23 protein-coding genes are annotated in these 20,093 nt (G+C 65.2%); 2 read left to right on the top strand and 21 right to left on the bottom strand.

Annotated elements, in window-relative coordinates; genetic code table 11:
* Positions 1 to 25 precede the first annotated feature (25 nt).
* The 20 genes from BV82_RS02165 to BV82_RS02260 are packed head-to-tail and all read right to left on the bottom strand — an operon-like array spanning position 26 to position 17,976.
* The gene (locus tag BV82_RS02165) at positions 26 to 1,252 is read right to left on the bottom strand and encodes a beta-ketoacyl-ACP synthase (protein ID WP_036995405.1); all 1,227 of its coding nucleotides are present in this window, start codon (positions 1,250 to 1,252) and stop codon (positions 26 to 28) included.
* Positions 1,252 to 1,980 (bottom strand): 3-oxoacyl-ACP reductase FabG, encoded by a 729-nt coding sequence (fabG, locus tag BV82_RS02170; protein WP_036995407.1) that lies wholly within the window; start codon positions 1,978 to 1,980, stop codon positions 1,252 to 1,254. The genes BV82_RS02165 and fabG overlap by 1 nt, the downstream gene beginning before the upstream one ends.
* Positions 1,973 to 2,443 (bottom strand): hotdog family protein, encoded by a 471-nt coding sequence (locus tag BV82_RS02175; RefSeq protein ID WP_010222245.1) that lies wholly within the window; start codon positions 2,441 to 2,443, stop codon positions 1,973 to 1,975. The genes fabG and BV82_RS02175 overlap by 8 nt, the downstream gene beginning before the upstream one ends.
* A complete protein-coding gene (locus tag BV82_RS02180; protein ID WP_036995408.1) occupies positions 2,440 to 3,639 on the bottom strand; it encodes a beta-ketoacyl-[acyl-carrier-protein] synthase family protein in 1,200 nt (399 codons plus the stop codon). The genes BV82_RS02175 and BV82_RS02180 overlap by 4 nt, the downstream gene beginning before the upstream one ends.
* Positions 3,636 to 4,121 (bottom strand): hypothetical protein, encoded by a 486-nt coding sequence (locus BV82_RS02185; protein ID WP_010222248.1) that lies wholly within the window; start codon positions 4,119 to 4,121, stop codon positions 3,636 to 3,638. The genes BV82_RS02180 and BV82_RS02185 overlap by 4 nt, the downstream gene beginning before the upstream one ends.
* The gene (locus BV82_RS02190; RefSeq protein ID WP_036995410.1) at positions 4,118 to 4,852 is read right to left on the bottom strand and encodes a class I SAM-dependent methyltransferase; all 735 of its coding nucleotides are present in this window, start codon (positions 4,850 to 4,852) and stop codon (positions 4,118 to 4,120) included. Before BV82_RS02190 ends, BV82_RS02185 begins: the two co-directional genes overlap by 4 nt.
* The gene (locus BV82_RS02195; RefSeq protein ID WP_036995411.1) at positions 4,849 to 6,096 is read right to left on the bottom strand and encodes an NAD(P)/FAD-dependent oxidoreductase; all 1,248 of its coding nucleotides are present in this window, start codon (positions 6,094 to 6,096) and stop codon (positions 4,849 to 4,851) included. Before BV82_RS02195 ends, BV82_RS02190 begins: the two co-directional genes overlap by 4 nt.
* Entirely contained in the window at positions 6,083 to 7,243 is a 1,161-nt protein-coding gene (locus BV82_RS02200) for a hypothetical protein (protein WP_036995413.1), read from the bottom strand. Before BV82_RS02200 ends, BV82_RS02195 begins: the two co-directional genes overlap by 14 nt.
* Positions 7,240 to 9,552 carry an MMPL family transporter gene (locus BV82_RS02205; protein WP_036995414.1) on the bottom strand — a complete coding sequence of 771 codons (2,313 nt, stop codon included), beginning with the start codon at positions 9,550 to 9,552 and terminating at the stop codon, positions 7,240 to 7,242. Before BV82_RS02205 ends, BV82_RS02200 begins: the two co-directional genes overlap by 4 nt.
* Positions 9,542 to 10,141: an outer membrane lipoprotein carrier protein LolA gene (locus BV82_RS02210; protein ID WP_010222253.1), complete on the bottom strand. Its 600-nt coding sequence runs from the start codon at positions 10,139 to 10,141 to the stop codon at positions 9,542 to 9,544. The genes BV82_RS02205 and BV82_RS02210 overlap by 11 nt, the downstream gene beginning before the upstream one ends.
* Entirely contained in the window at positions 10,138 to 10,563 is a 426-nt protein-coding gene (locus BV82_RS02215) for an acyl-CoA thioesterase (protein WP_010222254.1), read from the bottom strand. The genes BV82_RS02210 and BV82_RS02215 overlap by 4 nt, the downstream gene beginning before the upstream one ends.
* Positions 10,556 to 12,100 (bottom strand): HAL/PAL/TAL family ammonia-lyase, encoded by a 1,545-nt coding sequence (locus BV82_RS02220; RefSeq protein ID WP_026001259.1) that lies wholly within the window; start codon positions 12,098 to 12,100, stop codon positions 10,556 to 10,558. Before BV82_RS02220 ends, BV82_RS02215 begins: the two co-directional genes overlap by 8 nt.
* Positions 12,081 to 13,019: an LpxL/LpxP family acyltransferase gene (locus BV82_RS02225; RefSeq protein WP_010222256.1), complete on the bottom strand. Its 939-nt coding sequence runs from the start codon at positions 13,017 to 13,019 to the stop codon at positions 12,081 to 12,083. Before BV82_RS02225 ends, BV82_RS02220 begins: the two co-directional genes overlap by 20 nt.
* Positions 13,016 to 13,750, bottom strand: a complete 735-nt coding sequence (locus BV82_RS02230; protein WP_036995416.1) for a glycosyltransferase family 2 protein — start codon at positions 13,748 to 13,750, stop codon at positions 13,016 to 13,018. Before BV82_RS02230 ends, BV82_RS02225 begins: the two co-directional genes overlap by 4 nt.
* Positions 13,743 to 15,422: an acyl-CoA synthetase family protein gene (locus BV82_RS02235; RefSeq protein ID WP_036995417.1), complete on the bottom strand. Its 1,680-nt coding sequence runs from the start codon at positions 15,420 to 15,422 to the stop codon at positions 13,743 to 13,745. The genes BV82_RS02230 and BV82_RS02235 overlap by 8 nt, the downstream gene beginning before the upstream one ends.
* Positions 15,419 to 15,964, bottom strand: coding sequence for a COG4648 family protein (locus tag BV82_RS02240; RefSeq protein WP_010222260.1), 546 nt, complete (start codon positions 15,962 to 15,964; stop codon positions 15,419 to 15,421). Before BV82_RS02240 ends, BV82_RS02235 begins: the two co-directional genes overlap by 4 nt.
* The gene (locus BV82_RS02245) at positions 15,961 to 16,215 is read right to left on the bottom strand and encodes an acyl carrier protein (RefSeq protein WP_010222261.1); all 255 of its coding nucleotides are present in this window, start codon (positions 16,213 to 16,215) and stop codon (positions 15,961 to 15,963) included. Before BV82_RS02245 ends, BV82_RS02240 begins: the two co-directional genes overlap by 4 nt.
* Positions 16,216 to 16,224: 9 nt before the next feature.
* The gene (locus BV82_RS02250) at positions 16,225 to 16,497 is read right to left on the bottom strand and encodes a phosphopantetheine-binding protein (protein WP_010222262.1); all 273 of its coding nucleotides are present in this window, start codon (positions 16,495 to 16,497) and stop codon (positions 16,225 to 16,227) included.
* Positions 16,472 to 17,284 (bottom strand): lysophospholipid acyltransferase family protein, encoded by an 813-nt coding sequence (locus BV82_RS02255; protein WP_010222264.1) that lies wholly within the window; start codon positions 17,282 to 17,284, stop codon positions 16,472 to 16,474. The genes BV82_RS02250 and BV82_RS02255 overlap by 26 nt, the downstream gene beginning before the upstream one ends.
* Positions 17,260 to 17,976: a beta-ketoacyl synthase chain length factor gene (locus BV82_RS02260; protein WP_036995418.1), complete on the bottom strand. Its 717-nt coding sequence runs from the start codon at positions 17,974 to 17,976 to the stop codon at positions 17,260 to 17,262. Before BV82_RS02260 ends, BV82_RS02255 begins: the two co-directional genes overlap by 25 nt.
* 317 nt (positions 17,977 to 18,293) lie before the next feature.
* Between BV82_RS02260 and BV82_RS02265 the strand changes: the two genes are divergently transcribed.
* Complete coding sequence (locus BV82_RS02265; protein ID WP_010222266.1) at positions 18,294 to 19,067, top strand: ParA family protein; 774 nt, start codon at positions 18,294 to 18,296, stop codon at positions 19,065 to 19,067.
* On the opposite strand, the gene trxC is transcribed toward BV82_RS02265, so the two are convergent.
* Positions 19,064 to 19,498, bottom strand: a complete 435-nt coding sequence (trxC, locus tag BV82_RS02270; RefSeq protein ID WP_010222267.1) for a thioredoxin TrxC — start codon at positions 19,496 to 19,498, stop codon at positions 19,064 to 19,066. The two genes, BV82_RS02265 and trxC, sit on opposite strands and share 4 nt — an antisense overlap.
* 109 nt (positions 19,499 to 19,607) lie before the next feature.
* Here trxC and BV82_RS02275 point away from each other — a divergent pair, with 109 nt between their 5' ends.
* Positions 19,608 to 20,093, top strand: a complete 486-nt coding sequence (locus BV82_RS02275) for a DUF4265 domain-containing protein (RefSeq protein ID WP_010222270.1) — start codon at positions 19,608 to 19,610, stop codon at positions 20,091 to 20,093.

Below are 20,093 nucleotides of genomic sequence, written 5' to 3' on the forward strand. Positions count from 1 at the left end.
TCCTTTCTCTCCAGCAGGTTTCAGGTCAGGTCCAGCGACGGAAAATCAGCGAGGTGTTGACCCCGCCAAAAGCGAAGTTGTTGTTCATCACATAGTCGTGACTCATGCTGCGAAACTCGCCGCACAAGTAGTCCAGCTCGCCGCAGCGCGGGTCGATGTGCTCAAGGTTGAGGGTGTGCACATAGCGGTCGCTGTTCATCATCTCGATGCTGAACCAGGACTCCAGCGCGCCGCAAGCGCCCAGGGTGTGGCCGAGGAAGCTTTTTTGCGAGCTGATCGGCATGCGTGGGCCAAACAGGCTGCTGGTGGCCAGGGTTTCGGCGATATCGCCCTGCTCGGTGGCGGTGCCATGACCGTTCACATAGCCGATGGCCTCCGGCGCCAGGTTGGCGTCTTGCAGTGCCAGCTCCATGGCCCGGCGCATGGTCGCCTGCTCCGGGCGAGTCGTGTGCTGGCCGTCGGCGTTACTGCCAAAGCCGACGATCTCGGCGTAGATGTGTGCGCCGCGGGCCTGGGCATGTTCCAGCTCTTCGAGCACCAGCATGCCGCCGCCTTCGCCGATCACCAGGCCGTCGCGGCCGCTGTCGTAAGGGCTGGGGCTGCTGTGCGGGGCATCGTTCTTCAGGCTGGTGGCGTACAGCGCGTCGAAGACCATGGCCTCGGTCGGGCACAGCTCTTCGGCGCCGCCAGCGAGCATCAGCGGCAGGCGGCCGAACTTGATCGCTTCATAGGCGTAGCCGATGCCCTGGCTGCCGCTGGTGCAGGCGCTGGAGGTGGGGATCAGGCGCCCGGTGAGACCGAAGAAAATGCTGATATTGGCTGCCGTGGTGTGCGGCATCATCCGGACATAGGAGTTGGCGTTGAGGCCCTCGGCCACCGAGTTGAGCAGCATGTTGCCAAACGCCTTGATCTCGTCGGTGCTGCCGGTGGACGAACCGCAGGCCACGCCCATGCGCCCATCGCGGATTGACGGGTCATCGAGCAGGCCAGCATCGCGCAGGGCGTTCTGCGCTGCCGCCACGGCCAGGCGCGAGACCCGGCCCATGCTGCGCAGTTGCTTGCGGGTCCAGCCGGCGGGCACCTTGAAGTCATCGATGGGGCCGGCCAAGCGCGTGTTGAGCTCTTCGAAGCGGTCCCATTCGTCCATGCGGCGGATGCCGCTGCGGTTGCTGGCGAAGTTGCCGGCGATGCTCTGCCAGTCGCTGCCCAGCGAGGTGATACCGGCCATGCCGGTGACGACTACACGTTTCATCAGCACAGGCCTCCATTGACTGCCAGCACCTGGCGGGTGATGTAGGCGGCTTCGGCCGACATGAGGAAATTCACTGCGCCGGCGACTTCTTCCGGGGTGCCCATGCGCTGCACCGGGATCATTTTCAGCAGCTCTTCGACCGGCACGTGTTCATCCAGCATGGCCGTGTCGATCAGCCCCGGGGCGACGCAGTTGACGGTGATCTTGCGCTTGCCCAGCTCGATCGCCAGGGCCTTGGCCGCACCGATCACCCCGGCTTTGGAAGCGCTGTAGTTGACCTGGCCGCGGTTGCCGATCATCCCCGAAACCGAGGTGATGCACACAATGCGCCCGGCTTTGCGCCGACGGATCATCGGCATCATCAGCGGGTGCAGAACGTTGTAGAAGCCGTCGAGGTTGGTACGCAGTACCTGGTCCCAGTCTTCTTCGGTGAGGGCCGGGAAGGCGCCGTCGCGGGTCAGGCCGGCGTTGCAGACCACGCCGTAGTAGGCGCCGTGGGTTTCAACGTCATCAGTAAGGAGGGCGGCGCAAGCGGCGCGATCGGCAACGTCGAACTGCAGCACGCGGGCTTGCTGGCCCAAGCCCCGGACTTCTTCTGCAACGGCGTCGGCTTCGTTGCGCCCGCTTCGGCAATGCAGGACCAGGTCGAAACCGGCCCGCGCCAGGCGCAGGGCGATGGCTCGGCCTATGCCTCGGCTGGAACCGGTGACCAGGATGGTATCAGTCATGGGGGGACTCCTCTGGGCCCGCTTCGGCCAGGTAACTGGCCGCCTGTGGCGGGCGAAAAACATTCAAACGGGCCGTGGCATGGATGCCCGGGCCACGCAGGTGACACTCGAACACCCCCATGCCGTTGTCGTCTTCGAGCGACCGCAGGGCATGGATGCGCAAGTGGGCACCGGCAGGGAAATGTTCGACATTGCATTCGAATTTACGCGTGCCGAGCAAAAAGCCCAGCGCCACCGCCTGGCCTTGCTGGCGCGCGCGGCAACCGGCGTAGGCGGCCACGCTCTGGGCCATCAGCTCGATGCCGACCCAGGCCGGCAGGCTGCCGTCGGCGCGGTTGAACAGGCCGCCGGGGCGCACGGTCAGGTGGGTATGGATCTGCTCTTCATCGAAGGACTCGACCTGATCGATGAGGATCATGTCGCCGGCATGGGGCAGCAGTTCGGCCAGTGGCCAGGTGATCATGGGGTGTCTCCGAGAATCAGGCTGACGTTGTTGCCACCGAAGGCGAACGAGTTGCTCATCAGGCGTCGCGGGCCCTGGGCCGGCAGGCGCTGGCTGGCATCGACCAGGTTCAGGGCCGGCAGTTGTGGGTCATCCACACCATCCCAGACATGCGGTGGCAAGCGCCCTTCGGTATTGTCGGCGGCCAGGCTCAACCAGCAGAACGCGGCTTCCAGGGCGCCGGCGGCACCCAGGGTATGCCCGGTCATAGGCTTGCTCGATGAGCAGGCCAGCTGGCTGCCAAACAGTTCATGCACGGCCAGGCTTTCCATGGCGTCGTTGTGCCGCGTGGCGGTGCCGTGCAGGTTCAGGTAGTCGATCTGTGCAGGTTGCAGGCGGGCATTGTCCAGCGCTTTGCGCATCGCCTGCAAGGCGCCTTTGCCGCTGGGCTCGGGGGCGGAGATGTGATGCGCGTCCGAGCTGGCACCGGCACCGAGCAGGGCGATGCTGGCGCCTTCGTGGTTGGCTTCGCGGGTCATCAGAAACAGCGCCGCGGCTTCGCCGATGTTGATGCCGTTGCGGTTGACCGAGAACGGGTTGCAGCGCTCGGCGCTGACTGCTTCCAGGGCAGTGAAGCCGTTGAGGGTCAGCTTGCACAGGCTATCCACGCCACCGCAGATCACCGCGTCGCACACCCCCAGGTCCAACAGACGCCGGGCACTCATCAAGGCCCGTGCACTGGAGGTGCAGGCGGTGGAAATCACATAGGCCGGGCCGCTCAGCTGCAGCCAGTCGGCGAGAAAGTTGGCCGGGGCGCTGAGCTCCTGCTGGGCGTAGTCGTAGCTCGGCGGGAACTGCTGCTCACGCAGGTAGTGAGCGATGCTGTCGCTGGCTTCCTTGATGCCCGAGGTGCTGGTGCCCAGGACGATGCCGATGCGCTGGCGGCCAAAGCGGGCGATGGCCGCTTCGATCGCTGCACCAATTTGCAGGCAGGCGACGTACAGCAGTTGGTTGTTGCGGCTGTGATGGGCCTGCAACGCGGCGGGCAAGCTTGGCAACTCGTCTTGTACGGCCGCCACCGGCAGACCGCGTTGCGGTACCCAGCCGTCCTCCACACGCATGCCTGAGCAGTCGCCGGCAAACAGCCGGCGGGCAACGTCGGCCTGGCCGCGCCCCAGGGCACAGACCAGGCCCAGGGCATTGAGATAAGCGGTCATGGCGTGTTCTCGCTGGGTAGTGGGCTGACTAGATAACGCAGGCCCCGGTCGAGGTTCAAGGTGAAGTCGTCGGCTTGTCGGTAGTCGACGCGCCAGCGTTCACCCAGCCAGCGCTGCTGGCCTAGCTGGCGGGCGCCGGGATAGAGCTGTTGCAGCTGTTCGGCAGGGGTCAGGGCGAACAGCAGGGCAGCGAACAGTTCGCGGGCCGCCGGGTTGGGCGGTAGCAGGCCGTCGGCTTGCCACTGGCCTTGATCGAGCAACTGCCGGGCTTGCGGAATACCCAGCAGATCCAGCAGCGACCAGCGCAGGTTGGTGTCCTCGCGCTGGATCACCAGCAACCAGTCCTGTCGCTGCCCGGCCTGTTCGCGCTGGATGTGCAACTGCAGCGGCAGGCTCAGCGGCGGTAACTGCACGGGCAGCGGCGCACGGCTGGCGCAGGCGCTCAGCAGGGCGAAGGCGAGGATCAGCAACAGGCGTTTCATGCACTCGGCTCGGCTGGGTTCAAGGGTTTGCGGGCGACCACGTTGACCAGGGTCTCTTCGCGCTGGCCGACCGGTGGCGGCTTGCACAGGCCAAAGCGTTCGAGCAGGCCGAAGTCGCTGGAACGGCTCCACCACAGGTACGGGTAAGAGACATTCTGCGCGCCAAATTCGAAACCCTGGTCGCGGAGCATCTGCAGGTACTGTTCGGCACTTTTCTGCACGTGCATGGGGTGGCGGAACAGCCAGCGAATCACCCAGGTGTCGATGTAGGCTTCGGTGGACTCGGCAAACAGCAGGTAGCCACCGGGCTTGAGTACCCGGTAGAACTCGGCCAGGGCTTTTTCCTGCTCGACCAGGTGGTGGAAGGTCTGGTGGCAGAAGAGGATATCGACGCTGCTGTCGGCAAACTGCAACGCCGCGCAGTCACTGCCGCGCAGCTCGACGTTCAGGCCCAGGCGGCTGGCCTCGGCCTGGCTCAGTTCAAGGCTGTGCGGGTCGGCGTCGGTACCCAGCAACCGGGCGGGGGCGAACACCTGCTGCAGGTACTGGAACGACTTGCCCTGGCCGCAGCCGGCATCGAGCAGCACGGGGGCACGGGGTGGTGCCTGGTCGAACAGCCGGCGCAGGTCGTTGATCGCTACGCGCAGCACATGATGCTGCCAGGTATGGCTGCGCAGGAACCAGAAGCCGAAACGGGTTTCCTCGACGTAGCTGTCGCTGAGGAATTTCATGCCGGCGTCCTGGCACAGACTTCGGCGAGCATGCGCAGGCGCCGCTTGGGTTCGGCCACGAACGGGTTGCGTTGGTCCCAGGCGTAGCCGGCCAGGATCGAGCTAATCATCGCGCGGATTTCCGGCGAGCTGGCCGGGTGGTAGATGACGTCCTGGAAGCTGCCGTTGTACCAGCCTTCAACGTAGGCGCGGAAAGTGTCGACGCCACGCTTGAGCGGCTCGGCGAACTCGCTCTGCCAATCGACGCCTTCGCCCTGCAACTGGCGGTGCAGGACGCCGGCGGCCATGCTCGCCGAGCGCATGGCGATGGTCACCCCGGAGGAGAACACCGGGTCGAGGAATTCTGCGGCGTTGCCGAGCAAGGCGAAGCCCGGGCCGTGCAGGGTCTTGACGTTGGCCGAGTAGCCGCCGATGGTCCGCGCCGGGGTGTCCCACACGGCGTTGGCCAGGACCTTGGCCAGGCTTGGGGTCTGGGCGACGAAGTCCTTCAGGCAGGCATCCAGGTCGGCCGGCGCGGCGGCAAAGTGCTCGGCGGCGGCGACCACCCCCAGGGAGCAGCGGCCGTTGCTGAACGGAATGGTCCAGAACCAGATATCCCGGTGCTGCGGATGGGTGGTGATGAGGATCTTTTCCCGGTCGAAGGCCGGGTGGTCGATGCGGTCTTCGATATGCGTGAACACCGCCTGGCGCACCGGGAAGTTCGACGGTGCTTCCAGGTCCAGCAGGCGCGGCAGCACGCGGCCATAGCCGCTGGCATCGAGGACGAATGCGGCTTCGATGCAGTACTCACTGCCATCCAGGCGGCGCACGCGCACCTGCGGGCGCGGGCGCTCGAAGTCGGCGGCGATGATCTCTTCTTCGTAGCGGATTTCAACGCCCTGGGCCTCGGCCTGGTCGGCCAGCAGCTGGTCGAACTGGGCGCGTTGAACCTGGAAGGTGCTCGGCTTGCCATTGCTGAAGGTGTCGCCGAAATCGAAGGCGCTGTACTCATCGCCCCAGGCGAAGGCCGCGCCGTTCTTGCGCTGGAAACCCGCCGCTTCAAGGGCCGGGAGCATGCCGGCTTCTTCGACGAAGTCGATGCAATGCGACAACAGGCTTTCGCCGATGGAAAAACGCGGGAAGCGCTGGCGCTCGATGATCAGCACGTCGTGGCCGTTGCGCTTGAGCAAGGCCCCGGCGATGGCGCCGGACGGGCCGGCGCCGATAATCAATACCTGCCGTTGTTGCAGTTCAGGGTTCGGCATAAGGCCTCCTTGCCGGTTGGGCAGTCTTCAATGGAATCCGGTGCAGGCCGGCCAGCGCGGGCATCAGCGTGGCGACCAGGCTCATCAGCATCAGCGCGAAGTACAGCGCCGGGCTGATCAACTGTTGTTGCAGCAGCAGGTTGAGAAAGACGATCTCGCTCAAGCCGCGAATATTGAGCAGCAGGCTTTCCCGCCATTTGCTCGCGCCGGCGAACGACGGCGTCGCCCAGCACAGGCCCAGCCAGTTGCCGAGCAGCTTGCTGACGATCGGCAACAGCAGCAGGGCACTCAACTGGATGGCATCGAAGCCCAGTAGCACGTTGTGGACATCGATCTGGATGATGCCGAAGGTCAGGATCAGCGGGATCGCAATGCCGTTCTGCAGGCGTTTTATCCACAGGTCCGATAACGGCATGCGCAGCGGCAACTTGAGCCAGGCCAGGCAGCACAGGTAGCCGATGCCGAAGATCAGCGCGTTGAGCCGGTAGTGTTCGGCGACGAACAGCAGGCCGAAAAAGCCCAGGCTGTAGACCCAGGGCCGACGCACACCGAGGGCGTACAGCGGCAACGGCAGGCAGGCACCGAGCAGCGGCAGCAACAGGCTCACGGGTTCGAGGCTGCCCTTGCCGAGGCCGAACAGCAGCCAGCAGGTCAGGTCGATGAGGATCGCCGACTGCATCAGCCGGCGGGTTGCGGCGGGTGGGTAGTCGATGTTGCGCAGGTACAGGTAGAGCACCGGGATGGCGGTGATGGCGAAAACCAGGCCGAGGGCCAGGGTGGTCAGCCAGGGCTGCTCGGGCAGCAACAACGCACCACAGGCCAGGCCGCAGGCAAAGGGCACGAGGAAGCTCGGCAGGGCGATCTTCAGGCTCTGGCGGTCGACGTTCAGCTCCACGACGTCAGCAAGAATATGCCCCAGCAGCAGAGCAAAACTCAGGCCATACAGGGTTTTCAGCCAGGCCGGTGCCACCAGCGCGGCGCCGCTGAGCTGCAAGTGGGGCTCGACCCAGAACAACATCAGCAGTGGCAGGCCGAGGGTTGCCAGCAGCAACTGGCTGACAATCGGGATCAGCCCCAGGCGCCGGCCGAGCTCACTGACGATCCAGAACAACACCAGGGCCAGGGCCCAGAGCAACGCGATACTCATGCCGCCTGTTCCTTGTGCCCGGTGGCCGCCCAGGGTGCCAGGACAAAACTGAAGGCCAGGCCCAGGCTGACCGCCAGGCCGAAATTGCTCACCGCCGGAGTACTCGACACCGCCAGCAGGCCGAACGACAACCAGGTGGTGGTGGCCGCGAGCAGGGTCCCGAGCAGACTGACGGCGGCACCGCCGATCTGCTCGTGCATGAGGATCGCGTAGTCGACGCTGATGGCGGTGACCAGCAGCAGGCCGAACAGGCTGAACAGGGTCAGCGGCTGGCCCAGCCAGCCCAGGCAAGCGAGGCTGCACAGCGCGGCGAGCAACGGCAGGGCGACGATGCGCAGGGCACCGCCGAGGCCAAACGGCAGGATCAGCAGCACCACGATCAGCGCGCACGACAACAGCTTGAGCTCGGCAGCACTGACCTGGGTGGCGGCGAACACCCGGTTGAGGTCGCCGAGGCGGTCCACCAGTTGCACGCCGTCGAGATCATCGGCCTGCAGGCGCAGCAACGCCGGATCGTTCAAGCCTTGCAGGCTGACGATGGCGGCGACGCCCTGGCCGTCCGCACCCAGCCACAAGGTGCGCCAGGGTTCGCCCAGCGGCCCGCTGAGGGCGTGATCGATGTCGAGGGTAGGCAGCGCCTGGACTTTCGCCAGCTCAGCCTGTAGGGCGCTTTGCGGCACGCCCAGGGCCAGCAGCGGTTGCAGCGGCAGGCTGCCCAGCGCGTCGCGTACCTGTTGCTGCTCGGTTGGGCTGGCGACCAGTTGGCTGAGGGCCATGTAGCCCTTGAGCTTGTCGGTTTCGACCAGCTCGTCCAGGCGTGTGCCGAGGCTTTGCAGGCGTGCCAGCAGTTGGCTCTGGTCGGCGCCGCGCACCAGGTAGAACTGGCTGGTGGGTTGGTAGCCGGTAATGCGCGCCACGGCCTGGGCTTCTTCGAGCAATTGCGGCGGGCTGCCGACCCACTGGCGGATGTCGTTGCGGCTGTCCAGCTGCCACAGGCCCGCAGCGCAGAACAGCATCAGCAGGCCGAGCAGGATGGCGCTTGGCACCTTGTTCAGCAGTTTCTGACGCAGGTCCACCAGCCACTGGGCAATGCCCAACGGCCATTGCGCAGGCTGCAGCTCGATACCTTTGAGCAGTGCCGGCAGCAGGCACACGGCGCTGAGGTAGGCGCCGAGCAGGCCGGCGGCGGAAAACACGGCAATCTGGGTCAGCGCCGGGAACGGCGTGAAGGCCAGTGCCAGGTAGCCGATGCAACTGGTGGCCAGGCTCAGGCTCAGGCCCGGCAAGGTCAGCCGCAAAGCCGGCCAGGCTCGCCAGGGGCGCAGGCTCCAGCTTTTCGACAGGTAGTGCAGCGGGTAGTCGACGGCCACGCCGATCAGGCTCGAGCCGAGCACCAGGGTCATCACGTGCATCTGGCCGAACAGCGCCACGCAGGCCACCGCACCAAACAGCATGCCGACCAGCACCGGAACGAAGGCCAGCAGTACCCGCAGGCGGCGGAACGCCAGCAGCAACAGCAGCAGGATGCCGACCGTGGCGCCGCCGCCGACCCAGGTGATCTCCTGGCTGGCCTGGCGCTGGCCGTTGGCCGCATACAGCAAGCCACTGGCGGCCAGCAGGCGGGCGCCGTGCTGCCCGGCTTCAACCCGGCTGCTGGCGAGCAGGTCGGCGACTTGCAGGGGCAGTTGCATATCGAACGCATTGCCCAGGGTGCGGGCACGCAGCAGCACCCAGTGCTGCCCGTCCGCTTCAGCCACCAGCGCGCCGCTGGCGGTGTCCAGTTGCACCGCGGCAGGACGTGGCTGGCTGTTCTGGATGCGTCCGGTCAGGCCCAGCCAGTCGTCCTGGCTCGGCACCAGGCTAAAGCCGGCAAAGGGGTCGTAGAGGTTTTGTACGCGTTGCTCGATAAAGCCTTGCGGGTTGTCGACCAGGCTGTTGCGGTCGGCGCGCGAGAGCATCGCCAGGCGCCCTTGCAGCAACTGCTCGCGCAACGCCTGCAGGTCGGTCTGCAGGCTCCACTGAACCTTCTCGAACACGCCGCTGGCCTGCCATTGCTCAGCCAGGCGCTGGGCCAGGGCGATGGCCTGCTCACGCTGGGGATGGCCGACCAGCACCAGCATTTCGCGGTTCAGCGGCTCCTGCATGCGCTGCTCGGCGCGCTGCACCAGCGGGTCCTGGGTGGCGCCGGGCACCAGCGTCATCAGGTCTGCAGACAAAGGCGCAGCGCGGTGCCACTGCCACCCCGCGAGGGCCAGCACGGCGATCAACAACAGTAAAAACAGTCGTGGCAACAGGCGCTCACTCGGCAAAATCGCGGCGCTCCGTGTCGGTCAGGCTGGCGCTGCTGCTCGCTGGCATGCGCAGTACCGTGCTATCGCCCTGGGTTTCCAGCAACTGAATGCGTTCGACATAGCGCCCGCCATCGATATCGATCTGGCTGAACACCTGCTTGAGCAGTAGCGAACGCGGGGTCAGGCGCAGCTGCCAGTGCCCGGCGTCGCCTTTCAGGCTCAACTCGAAGTCACGCTGCAGGCCGCTGCTGTCGCCTTGCAGCACGGCAAAGAACAGGCGGTTCTGCTCGGCGCCGGCGCTCTTGCCCGGCAGCATCTGCCAGCCGGACGGGTCGCGGCGGGCGATGCCCTGGGCGTTGAGGCGGTAGTCCTGCTTGAGCGGCGTTTGCAGCAGCCAGAGCAGGCCATGGTCTCGGGCCAGAACGAACTGGCCTTTGCTGACCAGCGGCTGCGGCAGGGCGCGCAGGTGTTTTTCCTGGATGAACGGACCCTTGATGACCGCAGGTTCGCCCAGTTGCTTGCTCAGCTCATCGAGGCCAAAGGCTTGGGCCAGCGTGCAACTGGCAAGCAGGCCGATGCACAGCAGGCTACGCAATAGCGTTTTCATTTGAGCACCTGGTTCACTGCGTCGAGCATCACCTGTGGCGACGCCAGTTGCATCTCGCCGCTGGCGATGTCGACGGCGACCTGCACGGAACTGGCGCGGGTCATGCGTTCGCCGGTGGCGGCATCGCTGATCAGGTAATTGATCTTCAGCCGGTTCTCCCACTCCACCAGGCTGGCGCGTACGTTCAGGCGCTGGCCGAAGGTGGCGCCGCGCACATAGCGCAACTGCAGGTCGATCACCGGCCAGGCAAAGCCCGAGGCCTGCATCTGCAGGTAGTTGTGTTCGAGGCGGTCGAGCAACGCGCAGCGCGCTACCTCGAGGTATTTGACGTAATGGCCGTGCCAGACCACCAGCATGCTGTCGACATCGAAGAATGGCACCAGCACTTCGGTATCAACGTGCAGCACTCCCTGACTACGCATGCAGCCTCCAGTGTTGTTCGGCAATACGGCTCAGGCACCGGCGCAGATCGCTTTCCAGCGCGCGGTCTTCGATCACCGGGGCGAAATCTTCGAGCAACGCTGCATGCATCTCGGCCAGGGCCGGCGGCAGGTCGCGGGCGTCGGCTTCGCGGCTGCGCAGCCAGACGCCCTGGTTGGCGGCCAGCAGGGTGGCGGCGGCGACCTGTTCGGTCAGCTCCAGCACCCGCAGGGCATCGCGGGCGGCGATGGTGCCCATGCTCACCTTGTCCTGGTTGTGGCATTCGGTGGAGCGCGAGAACACGCTGGCCGGCATGGTGTTTTTCAGGGCTTCGGCGGTCCAGGCGCTGGCGCCGATCTGCACGGCCTTGAAGCCGTGGTTGAGCATCGCCCGCTCGGCGCTGGCGCCCGACAGGTTGCTCGCCAGGCCGTGGTTGTAGCGCACGTCGACCAGCAGGGCGAGCTGGCGGTCGAGCAGGTCGGCAACGTTGGCCACCAGGTTCTTCAGGCTGTCCATGGCGAAGGCGATATGGCCACCATAAAAGTGCCCGCCGTGCAGCACGCGTTCGGCTTCGGCGTCGATGATCGGGTTGTCGTTGGCGCTGTTCAGTTCGGTCTCGATAAAACCACGCAGCCAGCCCAGGCTGTCGGCCAGCACGCCCAGCACATGCGGAGCGCAGCGCAGCGAGTAGCGGTCCTGCAGGCGGTGCAGCGGCGCAGTCGGCGCGTCGATGGCCAGGTCCTGGCGCAACCAGGCGGCCACCTGCATCTGCCCCGGGTGCGGCTTGGCGGCGAACAGGCGCTCGTCGAAGTGCTCCGGGTTGCCTTGCAGGGCAACCACGTTCAGCGCGGTGATGCGCGTGGCGAGTTTGAGCAGGTAATCGGCACGGGCGAACGCCAGGCAGGCCAGGCCGGTCATTACCGCAGTGCCGTTCATCAGCGCCAGGGCTTCCTTGGGCCGCAGCACCAGCGGCTGCCAGCCCAGCTCACGGTGTACGTCAGCGGCGCTGCGGCGCTCGCCGCGGTACATGACTTCGCGCTCGCCGGACAGGGTTGCGGCAACGTAGGACAGCGGCGTCAGGTCGCCGCTGGCACCCACCGAACCTTCCTGGGGAATCAACGGCAGGATGTCATGGGCGAGAAACGCCTGCAGGCGCTCCAGCAACTCGATGCGCACGCCAGAGACGCCGTGGCACAGCGACTGCAAGCGGGCGGCTAGCACCGCGCGGGTGGCCGGCGCATCCAGCAACTGGCCCAGGCCGCAGCCATGGAAAGTGTACAGGTGCTTGGGCAGGGCCTCGACATGCTCCAGCGGCACTGCCACCACGCACGAGTCGCCGTAGCCGGTGGTCACCCCGTAGATCACCCCTTCCTTGTCCAGCAGCGAGTCGAGGAACTGCGCGCCACGGGCAATCCGCGCGCGGTATTCGCTGTCGTCCTGCAGGCGGGTTTCGGCCTGGCGGTGGGCCAGGGCGAGGACGTCTTCGATTGCCAACGGCAGCGCGCCGAAGGTCACGGGCTTATGCGGATGCATCGTCATCGGTCTTCCAGAAAGGGTAGAAATTGAACCATTGCTGCGGCGCTTGCAGGCAATAGTGGCCCAGGCGTTCGGCGTAGCGCCCGGCCCAGTCGGCGATCACCTGATCGCGCTGGCCGCGGCGCCACTCGATGGCCTGGGCGAAGGGTTCGAGGATCACCTGGTAGCGGCCTTGCTGCTTGAGGCAGAAGAACAGGTTGAGCCGGCACTTGAGCAGCCCGGCCAGCAGCCACGGGCCCTGCGGGAAGGCGGCGCGGTGGCCGAGGAAATCCACTTCGACCGTGCGCGCACCATGCAGCGGCACGCGGTCGCCGGCAATCGCCAGCCATTCGCCGCGGTCCAGGCGCTGGCTCAGTTGCAGCATGATCGCCGGGTCCAGCTCGCTGACCTGGATCAGCCGCAGGTTGCTCGCCCCCGATTCACCCAGCAGGCGATTGAAGCGCTCGGCGTGCTTGGTATGCACCAGCACGTTCATGGTCACTTGCTCGCCAAGCTCGGCCAGGGCGCGGCAGACTTCAAGGTTGCCCAGGTGCGCACCCACCAGCAGCTGCCCGCGCTCGGCGCGTAGCTGGGTGTGCAGTTTGCCCGGGTCGACGATCTCGATCTGCTCCAGGCGCAGCTTGCCGTTCCACACATCGAGCTTGTCCAGCAGGGCATCGGCGAAGGCCATGAACTGGCCGAACACCCGACGGTGGCTGGGGCGCAGACGGGGTTGCCCGCTCCAGTCGGCCAGGCGCCGCTGGTATTGCCAGATGCTCTGCCGGGCGCGGCGACCGAACAGGAAGAAGTACAGGACGATGGCATACAGCACCGGGCTGAGCAGGCGCCGGCCGAGCAGCTTGATGCCCAAGGCGGTCAGTTTCATCAGCCAGAAGCTGCCGCGCTCCTGGTGTGCGGCCCAGTGTTGTTCGCGACTGCTCATGCCTGCCACCGCCGCCAGAGGATTGCCGGGGCGCGCAGCAACATGCCGAAGAACAGCTTGGTGTGCATCTTCGAGATCAGCGCGTTGTCGTGGAACAGGCGAAAGTGCGACAGGCCATCGGCCGGGTAATGCACTTTGGTCGGCAGCCAGCGCATCGGCTGGTTGCGCCAGGCCAGGCGGACGAGGATCTCCGGGTCGAAGTCCATGCGCTTGCCGAGGTTCACCGCGTCGATCAGCGCCAGGGTCGGTGGCAGCGGATAGACCCGAAAACCGCACATCGAATCAGGAATCTGCAGCGACAGGCTGTTGATCCACACCCATACATGGGTCAGGTAGCGCGCGTACAGACGGCCTTTGGGCACGCTGGCGTCGTACTGTGGATAACCGCAGATCAGCGCCTGTGGATAAGCCTGCGACTGTTCAAGAAAGTGGCTGACATCGGCCAGGTCATGCTGGCCGTCGGCGTCCACCTGCAAGGCATGGCTGAAGCCCAGGCGCGCGGCTTCGCGCAGGCCGGCCATGACCGCGCCGCCCTTGCCCTGGTTGACCTGCAGTTGCACCAGGAACACCTGCTGGTGCTCGGCCAGCTGGCGCAGCACGGTCGCGCAGGCCGGGCTGCTGGCGTCATCGACCAGCACGCAGGGCAGGCCGGCTGCGAGCAGGTCGGCAACCACCGCCGGCACCGCCAGTTCGTGGTTGTACACCGGGATCACCGCACAAGGCTTATTCATCAACGGCCTCCAGCACGATGCGGCCGCTGGAGCAGGGCGCTCCGGCGTTGCTGTAGGCGAAGTAGAGCTTGCTGCGCTCGGCATCGAAACGCAGGGTTAGCTGCAGCGGGTCGCCGGGGCGCACCAGTTGCTGGAATTTCAGCACTTCCATGCCGGCGAACTGGCGCGGCCGGTCGAGCAATTGTTGTCCCAGGGCCAGCGCCCAGTCGACCTGGACCACGCCTGGCAGCACCGGGGTCTGCGGGAAGTGACCGTTGAAATAGGCCAGGTCCGCCGACACTGCCAGTTGTAGCTGCAGCTCGCCATCCACCTCGGCCTGGCTGAGCACTTCCGGGCCTTTCGGCCGGGGCGCCAGCAACAGGGCTTGGAGTTCGGCCTGGGGCAGTTTGCCCTGGGCGTTGAACGGCAATTGCCGCAGCAGGCGCCAGCGCCGGGGCAGGGCCAGGGCTTCGCAGTGCTGGCTGAGGTGCTGACGCAAGCCTTCGGTGAGCGCGCGGCGGCCCTGGTTGCGCAAGGCGTACAGGCCAACAGCGCTGAGCACCAGCAGGGCGCCGAGGCTGGCGCGGTTTTCCTGGATCACGCCCAGGCGCGCGTCCTCGACCCAGGCGTGCTCGATCAGGGCCTGCTCCAGCATCGGCAGGGAGATGCGTTTTTCTTCCAGTTTGACGATGCGGTCCAGGCGCCCGAGCAAACGAAAACGCCCATCAGCGGCAAACTCGACGGCATCGGCGCTTTGTTCGATATGACCGGGCGGCAGGTAAGGCGATTCAATGCGCAGTGCACCGTCCTGGTTCTGGCTCAGGCGCACCTCGGCAAATGGCTGCCACAGGCTGTCGCCCTGACGCCAGGCGATGCCGCCGGTTTCCGAGCTGCCAAGGATTTCCGTTGGCCATTGCTGCAGGCGCTGGTGCAAGGCCTGGGCGGCGCTGGCCGGCAGTTCGCCGCCGGAGGAAAACACCCGGCGCACCGGGCTCAACGCTGGCCAGTCGAGGTTGTCGCCCATGCGCTTGAGCAGCGCCGGGCTGGCCACCCAGGCAAAGGCCGGGTGCTCGCGGCTGGCGCGCTGCAGGTCTTCCGGGAAAGGCAACTGGCGACGCACGAACGGGCGCCCGGCGCACAGCGGCCAGAGCACGCGAAACAGCAAGCCATAGATATGCTGGGTGGCGACACTGCCGATGATGCAGGCAGCGCCCAGGTCCTTGCCCCACAGCTGTTCCAGGGCCTGCACCTCATTGGCCAGCTGGCGCAGGCTCTTGTCGATGCGCTTGGGTTCACCGCTGGAGCCGGAGGTGCACAGGCTCAACCGGCACTGGTCCAGATTCAGGTCGGCGGCGGCCAGCGGCGCTTCGAACAGGGCCTCCAGCGTGGTGTCTTGTGGCTGATCGCTCAGCCACAGCTCGACCTCGCCGAGCCAGCGCTGGCGGGTCTGGGCTTGCAGGTCGGCAGGCAGCAGCACCTGCACGCCGGCACGCCAGGCGCCGAGCAGGGCGACGGCCAGCTGTGCGGCGTCTTCCAGGTGCACGGCAATGCGCTTCACACCACGCAGCTGGAGACCGGCGGCCACTTGCAGGGCTTGCTGGCACAGGCTCGCGTGGTCCAGCGCCGGGGCGAAGCTCACCGTGCGCGGCGCATCGGCCGGGTGCAGCAGTTGCTCAAGGGCAATCCATTTCATGAGCGTCCTCGCACGCGTTGTCTTATCAGCCATTCAATGGCAAACAGCAGGCCCATCAGCCCGTAGGCGATCAGGCCGTTATACAGGGTCCACCAGCTCAGCGGCGCCCACAGGGTCAGGGCGGCGGCGACCAGGCCGTTGGCCAGGAAGAACAGGCTCCAGACCTTGGTCACCTGGCGCGTGTAGTGGATCGCCACGGCAGGCAGTTCCGGCTCACGCAGCCGCGCCAGGCGCTCGGCCACCGGCGGGCCGAATTTCAGGCTCAGGCCAAACAGGCCGAGCATGAACGCGCTGATCAGCACCGGGTACCAACGCAGCAGCTGCGGGCTGTTGAACAGCGCCAGCAACGCGCAGAAGGCAATCGCGGCTACGGCCATCCAGTGCCCGCCGGGCCGCCTCGGTTCGCTCAAGGCGCGCGCCAGCCACAGGCCGCCGAGCAACAGGCCGAACTGCCAGGGGGCAAAGTGGGCCATGCCAAAATGCACCGCAAAGGGGTACAGCAGACCGGCCAGCAGCAGGCCGAGGCCGATCAGGCGTTTCATGCCGCAGAGTTGACCAGGCGGTACACCGCCTCGACCACGTCATTGACGGTACGTACGGCCTTGAATTCGTCGGCGGCGATTTTCTTGCCGGTCTGGCGCTTGATGTGATCGATCAGGTCGACGGCGTCGATGCTGTCGATTTCCAGGTCCTGGTACAGGTTCGACTCCAGGCTGATGCTGGCCGGATCCAGTTCGAACAGTTCGACCAGGGCGTCGCGCAGGGTGTTGAAAATGTCTTCGCGGGTTTGCATGGTGCTGTCTCAGGCTGCCTGTTTAGCGGTGACGAAAGCCGCAAGGCTGGCCACGCTGGTGAAATGGTTACGGGTGTCCTTGGCATCGGCGTCGATCTTGATGCCGTACTTCTTCTGGATCGCCAGGCCGAGTTCGAGGGCGTCCACCGAATCCAGGCCCAGGCCTTCGCCAAACAGGGTCTGCTCGTCGCCGATGTCCTGGGCGCTGATGTCTTCCAGGCCCAGGGCGTCGATGATCAACAGCTTGATGTCGTGGTTAAGGGTGTTCTGTGGATCGCTCATCTTCGGCGAGCTCCTTGGTGAAGTGCTGATGCAGGTGTTCATTGAGTTTGCGCGAGGCCTGCGGGGCAGGGCCTTGTGCGGCGAAGGCCTGCGGGTCGATGTCGGCACCGACCTGCAAGTTGAAATGCACCCGGCGCTGGGGTATGCGGTACCAGGGTTCGGCCTTGGTCAAGGTGCTGGGGGCGACCTTGATGGTGACCGGGGTGATGATGTTCGCACCGCGCAGGGCAATGGCCGCCGCGCCGCGATGAAAGGCAGGCGGCTGGCCGGGTTGGGTGCGCGTGCCTTCGGGGAAGATGATCAGGGTTTGGCCGCCTTGCAGCGCCGCCACGGCGCTGTCGAGCATGTCCATGCTGCCGTCGTTGCTGATGTACTCGGCCGAGCGCACCGGGCCACGGGTGCACGGGTTGTGCCAGAGACTTTGCTTGACCACGCAATTGGCCTGGCGCACCAGGCCGATGAGAAACACCACATCGATCAGCGACGGGTGGTTGGCGATGATCATCTGCCCCGGGCGGCCGAGCTTTTCGGCGCCCTTGATTTCATAGGTGAGCACGCCGCTGGCGGCCATGAAGCGAATGAAGCGCCAGAACAGCCAGCTGATGGTGTGCCGGGCGCGCTGGCGATGGCGTGCGGCATCGCCGGGCAGGCCGGCCAGCAGCGGGAAGACCAGCAGGCGCAGGCACAGGCCGCCGACGCCGAACAGCAGAAAGCTGACGGCGGTAGCGAGCAGGCGCCAGTAATAGGCGTCGCGCGGTCTGCTTATGGCTTGCGTTGCCAGTTCCATGTGCGGCTCTTCCAGGTGTGGGTACAAGTGCTGTCGCCCTTGAGCAGGCAACGCAACCAGCTCAAGGCATGGGGTTCGCTCGAAGGTACAGCGCCGACGTTATCGCCAAGGTGCAGTTGCCATTCATCGCCTGGTGTCAGGAGCAGGCCCAGCGCATAGGCGAAGGGCACGTCATCAATCCTCGGGCCGTAAGCCGCGGGCGGCTGCTCTTCAGTAACAATCAGCAGCACCGCCGGAGCGCCTTCGCCCAGCAGGCAAGCAGCTTCCAGCACACCCTGTTCGAAACCGTCACCGGCAGCAGCCAGGGCGGTCATCTCACTGGTTTCGCCCCGCATGATCGACCACAAGCCAATCACCGCGTTGTGTACCGACAGGCTGAATTGGGTTGGCGACAGCGGTTGCTCATTGGCCAGGTCGCTGAGGATCTCGAAGGTACGCGGGGTTTCGCCATGCCGGGAAACGAACACCAGCGGCACATCCTGCAAACCCTCGGCCAGCGGCCAGCCCACGGCAAAGGCCATGCGCGCCAGGCGGCTCAGGCGACGACGCTGCATGGCTGGTAAAAACGACACATCCGGTGCCTGTTCAGCCTCTGCCGGCAAGTGCTTTGCCTGGCTCCAGGCCTGCCAATCGGCAGCCGTCTGCAGGCCTGGTGCCCACGCGCGCCACTGGCTGATATTGAATGTGATCACTTTGTTGTACTTCCCGCCCTGAGGGACTTCCTTGCCGAGGGAGTAACTCGCAACAACGACCTGACAGGGGTGTGGCGCAATCGCCGAGTGGCGCGCATTATCCCGGTGCTGTCGGCGTGTAGCAAATGCTGGTTACAAATACTCCGGCTTGAAACAGACCTCGATTGTTCAGCTTCGTCAGATCAGTCAGGTTTTTCCCGACCAACGGAGGTTATGGGTTGTCGGTCGATTCCTCGTCAACTTGAGCCCAACGGTGCTGGTCAAGCGAACCCTTCGCACACATACTCGGTCATCCCCAGACACACGGAGGTCATTCCATGCGGCGCGTGGTGTTCAATCAGAAAGGTGGCGTCGGCAAGTCGAGCATTGCCTGCAACCTGGCAGCGGTGAGTGCCAATGAAGGCTATCGAACCCTGTTGATCGACCTGGATGCCCAGGCCAACTCGACCCAGTACCTTACCGGCCTTACCGGCGAGGACATTCCCATGGGCATTGCCGACTTTTTCAAGCAGACCCTGTCTTCCGGGCCGTTTGCGAAAAAGAACAAGGTCGATATCTACGAAACACCGTTCGACAACCTGCATGTGGTGACCGCCACCGCCGAGCTGGCTGACCTGCAGCCCAAGCTTGAGGCCAAGCACAAGATCAACAAGCTGCGCAAACTGCTGGATGAGCTGGACGAGGACTATGACCGGATTTACCTGGATACTCCGCCAGCGCTTAACTTCTATGCTGTTTCTGCGTTGATCGCGGCTGATCGAGTGTTGATCCCCTTCGATTGCGACAGTTTCTCGCGCCAGGCGCTGTACGGGCTGCTGGCCGAGATCGACGAGCTCAAGGACGATCACAACGAAGAACTGCGGGTCGAAGGCATTGTCGTCAACCAGTTCCAGGCCCGCGCCAGCCTGCCCCAGCAGATGCTTGACGAGTTGATCGCCGAGGGGCTGCCGGTGCTGCCGGTATACCTCAACAGCTCGGTGAAGATGCGTGAATCACACCAGGCCAGCCTGCCGCTGATTCATCTGGAGCCGCGGCACAAGCTGACCCAGCAGTTCGTTGAACTGCACGCCCTGCTCGAAGAAGGCGTCTAGACGCCCTGGCTGCGCAACCATTCCAGCAGTTGCTGGAGTGGGAATGCACCGCTCTGGCGCGCCACTTCCCGGCCGTTTCTGAGCAGGATCAGGCTGGGAATCGAACGAATCCCCAATTGCCCGGCCAGTTGCTGGTTGGCCTCGCTGTCCAGCTTGGCCAGGCGGCAGCGCCCGCTGAGCTGGCTGGCCGCCTGCGCGAAGATCGGCGCAAACGACTTGCATGGCCCGCACCAATCGGCCCAGACATCGATCAGCAACGGCAGGTCGCCCTTGATCTGGCTGGCGTAGTCGCCCTGTTTCAAATCAAACGGCGTGCTCAGCAGGACCGGGTTCTTGCAGCGGCCGCATTTCGGGCTGTCGCCAAGGCGTTCGCCGGGGATGCGGTTGAGGCCGTTGCAGTGGGGGCAGGGGATGAGTAGTGGATCAGTCATGAAAGCTCCGAGAGTTGCGACCGGTCTGCGGTCGTTCGCGGGTTACGCCCGCACCTACATGTTGAATGGTTTAGCATGTACGCCTTGTACACAGGCCATGGAGTGCCCGATGGATTGCCAGCATTCAGCGCATATCCGCATTTTTGTCGATTCCCGATCCAATGGCGAACCGGTATTCGAGAGCGTGCCGGTCCGTCAGATCGATGCGAATACCTTTGAGCTGCTGTCGTCACCAGGGTTGGCCCTCGACCTGGCGCGTGGCGATACCATCCGTATCAACCACCCGGACCAGCGCGCCGAAGTGCTGCAGCGGGGTGGCAACTTCTGCATTCATATCTATGCCGACGACTTGCCCCAGGGGGCTGTCGACACACTGCAAGACGAAGTGCAGACGCTGCTCGGCGGTACTCTGGATGGTCGCTACAAGGGCAACCTGACCCTGGCCATCCCCGCGCGTAACGGTTTTGCAGCCATCCGTGAAGTGTTCGACCGCTTTCGCCAGTGCACCGGCGTCGAGTGGTATTACGCCAACATCTACCGCAACCTCGACGATGACGAGGACGAAACCCTGCTCGACTGGTGGCTCGACAGCTGA

The organism is Pseudomonas donghuensis (assembly GCF_000696345.2).
Classification (GTDB): domain Bacteria; phylum Pseudomonadota; class Gammaproteobacteria; order Pseudomonadales; family Pseudomonadaceae; genus Aquipseudomonas; species Aquipseudomonas donghuensis.

Bases quoted from the DNA above. Each gene is read 5' to 3' on its own strand.
- BV82_RS02190 (WP_036995410.1), bottom strand. From the start codon at position 4,852: ATGAAATTCCTCAGCGACAGCTACGTCGAGGAAACCCGTTTCGGCTTC.
- BV82_RS02195 (WP_036995411.1), bottom strand. From the start codon at position 6,096: ATGCCGAACCCTGAACTGCAACAACGGCAGGTATTGATTATCGGCGCC.
- BV82_RS02245 (WP_010222261.1), bottom strand. From the start codon at position 16,215: ATGCAAACCCGCGAAGACATTTTCAACACCCTGCGCGACGCCCTGGTC.
- BV82_RS02200 (WP_036995413.1), bottom strand. From the start codon at position 7,243: ATGAGTATCGCGTTGCTCTGGGCCCTGGCCCTGGTGTTGTTCTGGATC.
- BV82_RS02175 (WP_010222245.1), bottom strand. From the start codon at position 2,443: ATGATCACCTGGCCACTGGCCGAACTGCTGCCCCATGCCGGCGACATG.
- BV82_RS02185 (WP_010222248.1), bottom strand. From the start codon at position 4,121: ATGAAACGCCTGTTGCTGATCCTCGCCTTCGCCCTGCTGAGCGCCTGC.
- BV82_RS02210 (WP_010222253.1), bottom strand. From the start codon at position 10,141: ATGAAAACGCTATTGCGTAGCCTGCTGTGCATCGGCCTGCTTGCCAGT.
- BV82_RS02225 (WP_010222256.1), bottom strand. From the start codon at position 13,019: ATGAGCAGTCGCGAACAACACTGGGCCGCACACCAGGAGCGCGGCAGC.
- fabG (WP_036995407.1), bottom strand. From the start codon at position 1,980: ATGACTGATACCATCCTGGTCACCGGTTCCAGCCGAGGCATAGGCCGA.
- BV82_RS02180 (WP_036995408.1), bottom strand. From the start codon at position 3,639: ATGACCGCTTATCTCAATGCCCTGGGCCTGGTCTGTGCCCTGGGGCGC.
- trxC (WP_010222267.1), bottom strand. From the start codon at position 19,498: ATGACTGATCCACTACTCATCCCCTGCCCCCACTGCAACGGCCTCAAC.
- BV82_RS02215 (WP_010222254.1), bottom strand. From the start codon at position 10,563: ATGCGTAGTCAGGGAGTGCTGCACGTTGATACCGAAGTGCTGGTGCCA.
- BV82_RS02275 (WP_010222270.1), top strand. From the start codon at position 19,608: ATGGATTGCCAGCATTCAGCGCATATCCGCATTTTTGTCGATTCCCGA.
- BV82_RS02255 (WP_010222264.1), bottom strand. From the start codon at position 17,284: ATGGAACTGGCAACGCAAGCCATAAGCAGACCGCGCGACGCCTATTAC.
- BV82_RS02235 (WP_036995417.1), bottom strand. From the start codon at position 15,422: ATGAAATGGATTGCCCTTGAGCAACTGCTGCACCCGGCCGATGCGCCG.
- BV82_RS02250 (WP_010222262.1), bottom strand. From the start codon at position 16,497: ATGAGCGATCCACAGAACACCCTTAACCACGACATCAAGCTGTTGATC.
- BV82_RS02265 (WP_010222266.1), top strand. From the start codon at position 18,294: ATGCGGCGCGTGGTGTTCAATCAGAAAGGTGGCGTCGGCAAGTCGAGC.
- BV82_RS02165 (WP_036995405.1), bottom strand. From the start codon at position 1,252: ATGAAACGTGTAGTCGTCACCGGCATGGCCGGTATCACCTCGCTGGGC.
- BV82_RS02230 (WP_036995416.1), bottom strand. From the start codon at position 13,750: ATGAATAAGCCTTGTGCGGTGATCCCGGTGTACAACCACGAACTGGCG.
- BV82_RS02240 (WP_010222260.1), bottom strand. From the start codon at position 15,964: ATGAAACGCCTGATCGGCCTCGGCCTGCTGCTGGCCGGTCTGCTGTAC.
- BV82_RS02220 (WP_026001259.1), bottom strand. From the start codon at position 12,100: ATGACGATGCATCCGCATAAGCCCGTGACCTTCGGCGCGCTGCCGTTG.